The 12663-nt window shown below is 71.8% G+C and carries 6 protein-coding genes and 1 pseudogene; 6 read left to right on the forward strand and 1 reads right to left on the reverse strand.

The window, feature by feature from the left end; genetic code table 11:
• Positions 1-48: 48 nt before the first annotated feature.
• From LUTJ29_RS0111810 to LUTJ29_RS0111835, 6 genes and pseudogenes are all read left to right on the forward strand, one after another.
• A complete protein-coding gene (locus LUTJ29_RS0111810) occupies positions 49-2256 on the forward strand; it encodes an alpha-glucuronidase family glycosyl hydrolase (RefSeq protein WP_084524852.1) in 2208 nt (735 codons plus the stop codon).
• Positions 2253-4238 carry a sialate O-acetylesterase gene (locus LUTJ29_RS0111815; protein ID WP_051322962.1) on the forward strand — a complete coding sequence of 662 codons (1986 nt, stop codon included), beginning with the start codon at positions 2253-2255 and terminating at the stop codon, positions 4236-4238. The genes LUTJ29_RS0111810 and LUTJ29_RS0111815 overlap by 4 nt, the downstream gene beginning before the upstream one ends.
• Positions 4235-5482: a D-mannonate dehydratase ManD gene (gene manD / locus LUTJ29_RS0111820; RefSeq protein ID WP_027072693.1), complete on the forward strand. Its 1248-nt coding sequence runs from the start codon at positions 4235-4237 to the stop codon at positions 5480-5482. Before LUTJ29_RS0111815 ends, manD begins: the two co-directional genes overlap by 4 nt.
• A gap of 23 nt (positions 5483-5505) precedes the next feature.
• The gene (locus LUTJ29_RS0111825; RefSeq protein ID WP_232221205.1) at positions 5506-7248 is read left to right on the forward strand and encodes a glycoside hydrolase family 43 protein; all 1743 of its coding nucleotides are present in this window, start codon (positions 5506-5508) and stop codon (positions 7246-7248) included.
• Positions 7249-7429: 181 nt separating this feature from the next.
• A pseudogene (locus LUTJ29_RS0111830) lies at positions 7430-10012 on the forward strand (glycoside hydrolase family 3 C-terminal domain-containing protein); the annotation flags it as partial.
• Positions 10009-11526, forward strand: a complete 1518-nt coding sequence (locus LUTJ29_RS0111835) for a mannitol dehydrogenase family protein (RefSeq protein ID WP_232221206.1) — start codon at positions 10009-10011, stop codon at positions 11524-11526. The pseudogene LUTJ29_RS0111830 and the gene LUTJ29_RS0111835, both read left to right, overlap by 4 nt.
• Here the strand turns inward: LUTJ29_RS0111835 and LUTJ29_RS0111840 are convergent.
• A complete protein-coding gene (locus tag LUTJ29_RS0111840; RefSeq protein ID WP_027072697.1) occupies positions 11523-12611 on the reverse strand; it encodes an SMP-30/gluconolactonase/LRE family protein in 1089 nt (362 codons plus the stop codon). The genes LUTJ29_RS0111835 and LUTJ29_RS0111840 overlap by 4 nt on opposite strands.
• Positions 12612-12663 lie beyond the last annotated feature (52 nt).

A 12663-nucleotide genomic window follows, 5' to 3' on the forward strand; every position in this document is an offset into this window, starting at 1 on the left:
AGGGACGCGGCGTCCTTCGCGACACGATCCGACATGAGGGCTGGCCGAATGTTACACACAACCGCCGACCGCACGCAGCAAGACGTCCCCGGGCCCGCCGGGCGCTGGCTGCGCCGCCTGGCCGCGCTCCTGCTGGCGCTGGCCGTGCTGCCTGCGGTGCAGGCCGAAGACGGCTACGAGCTGTGGCTGCGCTATCGGCCGCTGGACGCGGGGCAGCAGGCCCAATACCGGCCGCGGCTGGCGCAGCTGGTCGCGCCGGCGGCCACGCCGACCCAGCGCGCCGCCCGCGGGGAACTGCTGCGTGGGCTGGGTGGGCTGCTGGGCGGGGCGCCCGCCGTCGCCGAGGCGCCGTCGGCCCCCGGCGCCGTGCTCGTCGGCACGCCGGCGTCGCTGCCGGCGCTGGCCCGGCTCGGCCTGGACCTGGACGGGCTTGGCGAGGAGGGCTACCTGCTCCGCAGCGTCGAGCTCGACGGCCGTCCGGCGACGGTGGTGGCCGCCAATACGGATGTCGGCGCGCTCTACGGAAGCTTCCACCTGCTGCGCCTGCTGCAGAGCGGACAGCCGATCGACGCCCTGGACCTGCGCGAGGCGCCGAAGGTCAGGCTGCGGGTCCTCAACCACTGGGACGACCTCGACCGCTACGTCGAGCGCGGCTACTCCGGCCAGTCGATCTGGAACTGGCACCTGCTGCCCGACTGGCTCGACCCGCGCTACACCGACTACGCCCGCGCGAACGCCTCGATCGGCATCAACGGCGCCGTGCTCAACAACGTCAACGCCAACGCGCAGATCCTCACGCCGATGTACCTGGCCAAGGTCGCGGCGCTGGCCGGCGTGCTGCGGCCGTACGGGATCAGGGTGTACCTGAGCGCGCGCTTCAGCGCGCCGATGGAGATCGGCGGGATGGACACGGCCGATCCGCTGGATCCGGCGGTGCAGCGCTGGTGGAAGGACAAGGCCGCGGAGATCTACGCGCGCATCCCCGACTTCGGCGGCTTCCTGGTCAAGGCCAATTCGGAAGGCCAGCCCGGCCCGCAGGACTTCGGCCGCACCCACGCCGACGGCGCGAACATGCTTGCCGAGGTGCTCGCCCCGCACGGCGGCGTGGTGATGTGGCGTGCCTTCGTCTATTCCCACGAGGAACCCGACGACCGCCACAAGCAGGCCTACACCGAGTTTGTGCCGCTCGATGGCAGCTTCCGCGACAACGTGCTGGTGCAGGTGAAGAACGGCGCGATCGACTTCCAGCCGCGCGAACCGTTCCATCCGCTGTTCGGCGCGATGCCGAAGACGCCGCTGATGATGGAGTTCCAGATCACCAAGGAATACCTGGGCTTCGCCACCCACCTGGTGTACCTGGGACCGATGTACGAGGAGGTGCTGCGTGCCGACACCCACGCCGCCGGCCCGGGTTCGACGGTGGCGAAGGTCGTGGACGGCTCCCTCGACGGCCACGCGATCAGCGGCATCGCCGGGGTGGCCAACATCGGCACCGACCGCAACTGGAGCGGCTCCCACTTCGACCAGGCCAACTGGTACGTATTCGGGCGCCTGGCCTGGGACCCCTACCTGGATTCGCGCACGGTGGCCGAGGAGTGGGTGCGCATGACCTTCAGCGCCGACCCCGCGTTCGTCGAGCCCGTGGTGGCGATGATGATGGGTTCGCACCAGGCCGCCGTGGACTACATGACACCGCTGGGCCTGCACCACCTGATGGGGCTCGGCCACCACTACGGGCCCGGTCCCTGGGTGGAGGGCGGCCCGCGCGCGGACTGGACCTCGGTGTACTACCACCGTGCCACCCGCGAGGGCATCGGCTTCGACCGCACCACGTCCGGCAGCGACGCGGTGTCGCAGTACGCGCCGCCGGTGGCGGAGGTGTTCAACGATCCGGAGCGCGTGCCCGAGGACTTCCTGCTCTGGTTCCACCACCGGCCATGGACCAGCCGCGTGTCCTCGGGGCGGACCCTGTGGGACGAACTGGTGCACCGCTACTCGCGCGGCGTTGCCGCGGTCGGGAAGATGCAGCAGACCTGGGCCGGACTGCGCGACTACGTCGATGCCGAGCGCCACCACCAGGTCGCGCGTTTCCTGGCGATCCAGCGCAAGGAGGCGCAGTGGTGGCGCGACGCCAGCATCGCCTATTTCCAGACCTTCTCGCGGCTGCCGCTGCCCGAGGGCGAGGCGCCGCCCGAACATCCGCTCGAGTACTACATGTCGCTGGAATTCCCGCACGCACCGGGGGATACGCAATGATCCGCAGGACAGCCCTCGCATGGCTCGCGGCCGTGGCCGCGGTGCTGCTTCCGGTCGCCGTCGCGGCCGGGGAGGCGCCGCTGCTGCACGCGATGTTCTCCGACCACGCGGTGCTGCAGCGCGACCGGCCGATCCGCGTGTACGGCGAGGCCTCGCCCGGCCAGACCGTGCGCGTGGAGCTGGCCGGCCGCCGGGTCCGCGCGCGCGCCGATGGCGATGGACACTGGGAGGCCACGCTGCCCGCGCTGCGCGCCGGTGGTCCTTACGAGCTGGTGGCGACGGCCGGCGACCGCAGCCAGCGCGTGCGCGACGTGCTGGTCGGCGACGTGTGGCTGTGCTCGGGACAGTCGAACATGGAGCTGCAGGTCTGGCGCGCGCTCGACGCGCGGGCCGAGATCGCCAGCGCCGGCAACGACCGCATCCGCCTGTTCACCGTGCCGCAGGTGGCCGCCGTGGCGCCGCGCGCGACCTTCGACCAGCCGGTGGAGTGGCAGCCGGTGAGCCCCGAGTCGGTGCGCGAGTTCTCCGCGGCCTGCTACTTCTTCGCGCGCGAGCTGCAAAAGCACGTGGACGTGCCGATGGGCCTGGTGGAGGCCGCCTGGGGCGGTTCGCGGATCCAGGCCTGGACCAGCGCGCCGGCGCTGCGCCGCCTTGGCCGCTACGACGGCGAACTCGACGTGCTCGACCGCTATGCCGTCGATCCGGTCGGTGCCGTCGGTGCCTGGGGCGAACTCTGGCAGGCGTGGTGGAGCGGCCTGGAGGGCATCGCCGCCGACGACCGCCCGTGGGAGGGCGAGGGCGGCGGCCAGTGGCGCGACGCGCCGGCGCAGCTCGGCGCCTGGGAGCACTGGGGCGTGCCGGAACTCGCCGACTTCAATGGCATGGTCTGGTACCTCACCACGGTGGAGCTCGACGCCGCGCAGGCGGCGCAGGAGGCGGTGCTGGAACTCGGGCCGGCCGACGAGATCGACATGACCTGGGTGAACGGCGTGGGCGTCGGCAGCACCTACGGCGCCGGCGCCGGGCGCGAGTATCCGCTGCCGGCGGGCCTGCTGCGCGCCGGTGCCAACACCGTGTCGGTGAACGTGCTCGACACCTGGCGCGACGGTGGCCTCGCCGGCCCCGCGTCGGCGCATGCCCTGCGCCTGGCCGACGGCACCCGGATCCCGCTCGACCGCGGCTGGCGCTACCGGGTGGTGCCGCCGGACCTGGGCGATCCGCCCCGCGCGCCATGGCAGAGCGCGGCGGGACTGTCGACCCTGTACAACGGGATGATCGCGCCGATCGGTCGCTACGGCCTGCGCGGCGCGCTCTGGTATCAGGGCGAGTCCAACACCTTCGAGCATGCGTTCTACGGCGACCTGTTGCGCACGCTGCGCAGCGACTGGCGCGAGCGTTTCGGCGCCGGCCTGCCGCTGCTGGTGGTGCAGCTGCCGAACTTCGGCGCGCCGCCGACCCGTCCCACCGAGAGCGACTGGGCGCGGATGCGCGAGGCCCAGCGTGCGGTCGCCGCCGAGGACGACGCCACCGGCCTCGTGGTCACCATCGACATCGGCGACCGCTACGACATCCACCCGACCAACAAGCAGGAGCTGGCGCGGCGCCTGGCGCGCAACGCCCGCCACGTGGTGTACGGCGAGGCGATCCCGCCCTCCGGTCCGGTGCCGCGCTCGGTCGCGCGCAACGGCGACGCGGTAGTGGTGGAGTTCGGCGACGCCAGCGACGGCCTCGTCGCCTATGGCGCGGACGGCCCGATCGGCTTCGAGCTGTGCGGCCAGACCCAGGACAGCTGCCGCTACGCCACGGCCTCGATCCGCTTCGACCGCGTCACCCTGCAGGCCCCCGGCGCGCATGCCGCCACGCGCGTGCGCTACTGCTGGGCCGACAGCCCCGTCTGCACCCTGTTCGACGGTGCCGGCCTGCCGGCCGGTCCGTTCGAACTGCCCGTTCCCCCGATGATCGACGACGACCACGCCCGATGAACACCAACGACACTCCCGCCCACGGTTCGAGGAACGATCGCGAGATCGTCGACGCCAGGGTCATCGTCACCTGCCCGGGGCGCAACTTCGTCACCCTGAAGATCACCACGCGCTCGGGCGTGTACGGCCTCGGCGACGCCACCCTCAACGGCCGCGAACTGGCCGTGGCCTCGTACCTGCAGGACCACGTGGTGCCGAACCTGATCGGCCGCGACGCCGGCCGGATCGAGGACACCTGGCAGTTCCTCTATCGCGGCGCGTACTGGCGCCGCGGCCCGGTCACCATGAGCGCGATCGCCGCGGTCGACGTGGCGCTGTGGGACATCCTGGGCAAGATGGCCGGGATGCCGGTGTACCAGCTGCTGGGCGGGCGCTCGCGCGAAGGCGCGCTGGTCTACGGCCACGCCAACGGGCGCGACATCGCCGAGGCGTCCGACGCGGTCGGCCGCTTCATCGAGCAGGGCTTCCTCGCGGTGCGCGCGCAGTGCGGCGTCCCGGGCGTGAAGAAGCCCTACGGCGTGTCCTCAGGCCGTGCCTACGAGCCGGCCGAGAGCGAGCTGCCGGTCGAGACCGAATGGAACACGCCGCGCTACCTGGAGGTCGCGCCGAAGCTGTTCGAGCAGCTGCGCAAGGACCACGGCGACGAGGTGGAGCTGCTGCACGACGTGCACCACCGCCTGACCCCGATCGAGGCCGCGCGCCTGGCCAAGGCGCTCGAGCCCTACCGGCTGTTCTGGCTCGAGGACGCGACCCCGGCGGAGCACCAGAAGTCGTTCGAGCTGATCCGCAGGCACTCGGTCACCCCGCTGGCGGTGGGCGAAGTGTTCAATTCGATCTGGGACTGCAAGCACCTGATCGAGCACCAGCTCATCGACTACATCCGTACCACCATCGTGCACGGCGGCGGCATCACCCACATCCGACGGCTGGCCGACTTCGCCGCCCTGCACCAGGTGCGCACGGGCTTCCACGGCGCCACCGACCTGTCGCCGGTGACCATGGGCGCGGCGCTGCACTTCGACACCTGGGTTCCGAACTTCGGCATCCAGGAGTACATGTTCCACACCGACGAAACCGACGCGGTGTTCCCGCACGACTACGCGCTGCGCGACGGGCGCCTGCACGTGGGCGACACCCCTGGCATCGGCGTCGACATCGACGAGAAGCTGGCGGCGAAGTATCCGTACTCGCCCAGGCAGCTGCCGATCGCGCGCCTGGAAGACGGCTCGATGTGGGACTGGTGAACACTGGACGGAGAGGACGGAACATGACCATCACGCAACCACGCCGCCTGGCGGCCGGCATGCTCGCCGCCCTGGCCGCGCTCGCGCTCGCCGCGTGCAGCGGGCAGCCTTCGACCCCGGCGGCCGGGCAGGCGGCCGGGGAGGCGAGCGCCGACCCGGCGCCGCCGGTCCACTTCGACTGGTTCGAGTACACCGGCCGCGACGCTGCGTTCGAGGAACCGCTGCCGGAAGGACACTTCCGCAACCCCATCCTGGCCGGCTTCCATTCCGACCCCAGCATCACCGCGGCCAACGGCAAGTTCTACCTCGTGGCCTCGACCTTCTCGTTCTTCCCCGGCATCCCGGTGTTCGAGAGCGAGGACCTGGTGCACTGGACGCAGGTCGGAAACGCCATCCATCGCCCCGGGCAGCTGGACTTCGACGGCCTGGGCATGTCGCGCGGCGTGTTCGCGCCGGCGATCGAGTACCACGACGGCACCTTCTACGTGGTCAACACCTCGGTCGACGCCGGCGGCAACTTCTTCGTCACCGCCAAGGACCCGGCGGGTCCATGGTCGGATCCCGTCTGGCTGCCGACCATCGGCGGCATCGATCCGTCGCTGTTCTTCGACGACGACGGCAAGGTCTACATCCTCAACAACGACGAGCCGGAAGTGCCGGTGCGCTACGACGGCCACCGCGCGATCTGGCTGCAGGAGATCGACATCGCCAGCGGCAAGCCGTTCGGCCCGCGCAAGGTGCTGATCGACGGCGGAGTGAAGCCGGAAGAGAACCCGATCTGGATCGAAGGCCCGCACATCTACAAGGTCGACGGCTGGTACTACCTCAGCGACGCCGAAGGCGGCACCGGCCCGCAGCACTCGCAGGTGGTCCTGCGCAGCCGCGACGTGTGGGGGCCGTACGAGCCCTACGAGCACAACCCGATCCTCACCCAGCGCGACCTCGACCCCGACCGCCCGCTGCCGGTGACCAACGCCGGCCATGCCGACATGGTGCAGGGGCCGGACGGCACCTGGTGGGCCACCTTCCTGGCCAGCCGCAACTACGGCCGCGACCACTACAACACCGGCCGCGAGACCTTCCTGCTGCCGGTGACCTGGAAGGACGGCTGGCCGGTGATCCTGCCGCGCGGCGAGAAGATCCCGTACGTGCTGCCGGGTCCGTCGTGGATGAAGACGCCGGCCGACCAGGCGCCGATGACCGGCAACTTCACCTGGCGCGACGAGTTCGACGTGGTCGAGCTCGGCAGGGGCTGGATGACGCCGCGGGTGCCGAAGACCCAGTGGTACGACGGCAGCTCGCGCCCGGGCTGGCTGACCATCCATCCGCTGCGCGAGCGCCTGGACGCCAAGGTCAACATGTCCTTCTACGCCCGCCGCCAGCAGCACCTCGTGTTCGAGGCCTCCACCGCGCTGGAGCCGCCGGCGCCGGGCGTGGCCGCCGGCCTGGCCGCGTTCCAGGGCGACGACCACTGGTACTTCCTGGGCGCGCGCCGCGACGGCGACCGGCTCGAGGTGTTCCTCGAGAAGAAGGCGGGCGAGGGCGATCCGGAGGTGGTGGCCACGCAGTCGATCGCAGCCCCCGGCCAGCTCGTCCTGCACATCGAGGGCGACGAAGGCCGCTACGGCTTCGGCTTCGACGGCGGCGAGGGCGTGCAGTGGCTGGTGCGCGACGCCGACGGCACGATCCTGAGCACCGACGTGGCCGGCGGTTTCATCGGCGCCACGCTCGGCCCCTACGCGCGCGACGAACGCGCCACGCAGTGACATGACCCCCGGGAGGGACACGGACATGCAGGTACACCCGCCACAGGCATCCGCCCGCTGCACCGGACCGGCCCTGCGCCGGCTGGCGCGCGCGTGCGCCGCCACGCTCCTCGCCGCGCTCCCGGTCGTTGCGCTCCAGGCCGACGACGGCGACCGCCCCTGGCTCGACGCCTCGCTCGGATTCGAGGAACGCGCCGCCGCGCTGGTGTCGCGGATGACGCTGGAGGAGAAGGCGGCGCAGATGCAGAACGACTCCCCGGCGATCGAACGCCTCGGGGTGCCGGAGTACGAATGGTGGAACGAGGCCCTGCACGGCGTGGCCCGCGCCGGCGCCGCCACCGTGTTCCCGCAGGCGATCGGCATGGCCGCGACCTTCGACGTGCCGCTGATGGACCAGGTCGCCAGGACCATCAGCGACGAGGCCCGCGCCAAGCACCACGAGGCCCTGCGCAACGGCCAGCACGGCCGCTACCAGGGCCTGACCTTCTGGTCGCCGAACATCAACATCTTCCGCGACCCGCGCTGGGGCCGCGGCCAGGAGACCTACGGCGAGGACCCGTTCCTCACCGCGCGCATGGGCGTGTCGTTCGTGCGCGGCCTGCAGGGCATGGATCCGCGCACCGGCGAGCCGCTCGACCCGGTGCACCGCAAGCTCGACGCCACCGCCAAGCATTTCGCCGTCCACAGCGGGCCCGAGGCCGACCGCCACACCTTCGACGTCCATCCCAGCCCGCGCGACCTGTGGGAGACCTACCTGCCGGCGTTCGAGGCACTGGTGAGGGAAGGGCGCGTCCAGGCGGTGATGGGCGCCTACAACCGTGTCTACGGCGAATCGGCGAGTGCCAGCAAGCTGCTGCTGCGCGACATCCTGCGCGAGCAGTGGGGCTTCAAGGGCTACGTGATGTCCGACTGCTGGGCGATCGTGGACATCTGGGAGAACCACAGGATCGTCGCCACGCCCGAAGAGGCGGCAGCGCTGGCGGTGAAGAACGGCACCGAGCTCAACTGCGGCAGCACCTATGCCGAGCACCTGCCGGTGGCGGTGCGCAAGGGCCTGATCAGCGAAGCCGAGCTGGACGACGCGCTGACCCGGCTGATGACCACGCGCATGGAGCTGGGCATGTTCGACCCGCCCGGGTCCGTGCGCTGGGCGGACATCCCGTACGAGGTCAACCAGGCGCCGGAACACGACGCGCTGGCGCGGCGCGTGGCGCAGGAGTCCATCGTGCTGCTGAAGAACGACGGCGTGCTGCCGCTGTCGAAGGACATCCGCCGGCTGGCCGTGATCGGTCCGACCGCGGACGACACCATGGCCCTGCTCGGCAACTACTACGGCACGCCGGCCGATCCGGTCACGGTGCTGCGCGGCATCCGCGAAGCGGCGCCGGGCGTGGAGGTGGTGTACGCGCGCGGCGTGGACCTGGTGGAGGGACGCGAGGACCCGGCGGCCACGCCGCTGATCGAGCCGCAGTACCTGCGTCCCGGCACCGGCACCAACGAACGCGGCCTGCGTGGCGAGTACTTCCGCAACAAGGACCTGGCCGGCGAACCGGTGCTGGTGCGCGTGGATGCGCAGATCGGCTTCCGCTGGGACCGCGGCTCGCCCACCGACAACCTGATGGCGCGCGGCGAGGCCGGTCCGGACAACGCGGTGCCCAACGACGGCTTCAGCATCCGCTGGAGCGGCCAGCTGCTGCCGCCGGTGAGCGGACGCTATCGCCTCGAGGCCGGCGCCAACGACGGCTTCCGCCTGTACCTGGATGGCGAGCTGCTGCTCGACCGCTGGGAGGACGCCGAGCGCCTGCGCGCGGACTCGGTCGAGGTGGACCTCGAGGGCGGCCGGGCCTACGACATCCGCCTGGAGTACTACGAGCACGAGCGCGACGCGGCGGTGCGCCTGGCCTGGGACCTGCCCGGCGCGAAGCCGCCGTTCGAGGAGGCGATGGAGGCCGCGCGCAGCGCCGATGCGATCGTCTTCGTCGGCGGGCTGACCGGCGACGTCGAGGGCGAGGAGATGAAGGTCGACTTCCCGGGCTTCGCCGGCGGCGACCGCACCGACATCCGCCTGCCCGCGACGCAGCAGCGGCTGCTCGAGGCGCTGCACGCCACCGGCAAGCCGGTGGTGCTGGTGCTGACCACCGGCTCCGCGCTGGGCATCGACTGGGCGAAGGACCACCTGCCCGCGATCCTCGTCGCCTGGTATCCGGGGCAGCGCGGCGGCAATGCCGTGGCCGACGTCCTGTTCGGCGACCACAACCCGGCCGGCCGCCTGCCGGTGACCTTCTACAAGGCCGACGAACCGCTGCCCGCGTTCGACGACTACGCCATGGAGGGCCGGACCTACCGGTACTTCCGCGGCGAGCCGCTGTATCCGTTCGGCCATGGCCTGTCGTACACGACGTTCGAGTACGGTGACGTGCGGCTCGACCGTGCGTCGGTCGATGCCGGTGGCCGGGTCACCGCCACCGTCAGCGTGCGCAACGGCGGCACGCGCGCCGGCGACGAAGTGGTGCAGCTGTACCTGCGGGCGCTGGAACCGAAGCGTCCGCGCGCGATCCGTGAACTGCGCGGGTTCGAGCGGATCCACCTGGCGCCGGGCGAGTCGCGCGAGGTCACCTTCACCTTTGCGCCGGAGAAGGACCTGCGCCACTACGACGAGCAGGCCGGCGCCTACGCCGTCGATCCGGGCCGCTACCTGGTGGAAGTGGGCGCCTCCAGCGCCGACATCCGCGCCAGCGCCGAGGTGGAGGTGCGCGCGCCGTGAACAGCGTGTGGCCCATCGCGCACGACGGCGGAGCCGCGACCGGGCCGGCGGCGCGGCTGTCGCCGGCCACCCTTCCGGGCCTGCCGGCCTCCGTGCAGCGACCCGGGTACGACCGCGACGCCACCCGCATCGGCATCGTCCATTTCGGCCCCGGCGCGTTCCACCGCGCCCACCAGGCGGTGTACGTCGACGACCTGCTGGCGCACGACCCGGGCTGGGCGGTCTGCGCGGTGTCGCTGCGCAGCCCCGACGTGCGCGACGCGCTGCAGCCGCAGGACGGCCTGTACACGCTCGCGCTGCTGGGCGAGCGCCCCTCGCTGCGGGTGATCGGCTCGATCCGGGAGGTGCTGTGCGCGCCGCAGCAGCGCCGCGCGGTGATGTCGCGGCTGGTCGATCCCGACGTGCGCCTGGTGACGCTCACCATCACCGAGAAGGGCTACTGCCTGTCGGCCGACGGCATCGACGCGGCGCACCCCGACGTCAGCCGCGACCTGGTCCAGCCCGAGCAGCCGATCACCGCCATCGGCTGGCTGGTCGCCGGCCTGCGCGAGCGCCGCGAGCGCGGACTGGCACCCTACACCGTGCTCAGCTGCGACAACCTGGCCGACAACGGCGGCCGCCTGCGCCGCGCGGTGCTCGACTACGCGCGCCGCGTCGATCGCGGCCTGGCCGGCTGGATCGAGGACCACGTCGGCTTCCCGCGCTCGATGGTGGACAGCATCACGCCGGCCACCGACGATGCGCTGCGCGCGCAGGTCGCATCCGCGCTCGGCGTGGAGGATGCCTGGCCCGTGCAGCGCGAAGCGTATGCGCAGTGGGTGGTGGAGGACGACTTCCGCGCCGGACGTCCCCCGTTCGAACGCGTGGGCGTGGTGATCAGCAGCGAGGTCGAGGGCTGGGACCGGGCCAAGTTGCGCCTGCTCAACGCGCCGCACTCGGCGCTGGCCTACCTGGGTTCGCTGATGGGCATGGGCACCGTGGCCGAGGCGATGCGCGAACCGGTGCTGGCCGGTTTCATCGAGCGGCTGATGCGCGAGGACATCCTGCCGACGCTGACGCTTCCGGTCGGGTTCGATCCGGACGCCTACATCGGTGCGGTGCTCGCGCGCTTCCGCAACCCGGCCATCGCCCACCTGCTGTCGCAGATCGCCTGGGACGGCTCGCAGAAGCTGCCGGTGCGGGTGCTGGGCACGATGGCCGATGGGCTGGGCAAGGACGGACGCGTCGACCGCCTTGCCCTGGTCGTCGCCGGCTGGCTGCACTTCGTCGTCCGGCAGGCGCGTGCGGGGGACGCGCTGTCCGATCCGATGTCCGCGCAGCTGCTCCGGATCGGCGCGGCCGCCACCGGCGACGCCGCGCACGATGTCGCCGGCTTCCTCGCCCTGGAGTCCGTGTTCGGCGCGCTGGCTGCCGATGCGCGCTTCGTCGCGGCCGTGCGCGAGGCCTACGCTGCGCTCGGCGACGGAGGTCCGACGGCGGTGGCGCGTGCGCTCACCGCCGCCGTGCAGGCCTAGCCTTGGAAACCGAGGCCTGCCAGCTTCAGCCGCACCCGCGCCAGGAACCGGTGCGAGGTCATGTACAGCGAGCGGCCGTCGTCGCCGAACGCGCAGTTGGCGATCGCGCTGCCGGTCTCGATCCGGCCCAGGCGGGTGCCGTCGGGCGCGAACACCAGCACGCCGCCGGGGCCGGTGGCGAAGATCGTGCCGTCGGCCGCCACGGCAATGCCGTCGGGCAGGCCGGGCGCGTCGTCGCCGGCGAGGTCGGAGGCATCGGCGAACTGGCGGCGTTCGACCACGTCGCCGGCGGCGTCGAGCGTGTAGGCGATCCACACCGGGTGGTCCGGGTCGGAGTTCGCGACGTACAGCGTGTTGCCGTCGGGCGAGAGCGCGACGCCATTGGGGCGGGTGAGGCTGTCGTCGACCAGGTGCACGGCGCCATCGGCGTCGATCCGGTACACGCCGTTGTGCGGCAGCTCCTTCGCCGGCGACTCGTCGAAATCCTTGAGGCCGTACGGCGGGTCGGTGAAGAACACCGATCCATCGGCGCGCGCGACCACGTCGTTGGGGCTGTTGAAACGCTTGCCGCCGAAGCGGTCGGCGAGGGTGGTGCGCGACTTGTCGCCCGGGTCGAAGCGCGCGACGACGCGCGTGCCCGAGTCGGCCAGCAGCACGCTGCCGGCGCTTTCGGCGAACAGGCCATTGGCGCCGGCCTCGCGCAGTTCCTCCAGCGGCGGGCCGTCGTAGCCCGAGGGCTCGAGGAACACCGAAAGGCCGTCCGATTCGGACCAGCGGTACATCCGGTTCTCGGGCACGTCGTTGAACAGCAGGTATCCGCCGTCGGCGACCCAGGCCGGGCCTTCCGACCAGGTGAAGGTGTCGACGGTGAGCTTCTCGATGCGCGCGTCGGCCTCGACCACGTCGGCGAACGCGGCATCCCACGCGGCCAGCCGGCCGACGGCTTCGAACGCCGACTGCGCGGCAGCTTCGCGATCGGCCCCTGCGGTGGCGCCAGCCGGGTCCGCGTTCGCGCCCTGCTGGGGCGAGCACGCGGCGAGGGCGGCGACGAGCGCGGCAGGGAGCAACGTGGGCATCAGTCGCATCGGCATGTCCTTGGAAGTGGCGGCCGCGTGATCATAGCCGCTGCGTGCGGTG

The organism is Luteimonas sp. J29 (assembly GCF_000472505.1).
Classification (GTDB): domain Bacteria; phylum Pseudomonadota; class Gammaproteobacteria; order Xanthomonadales; family Xanthomonadaceae; genus Luteimonas.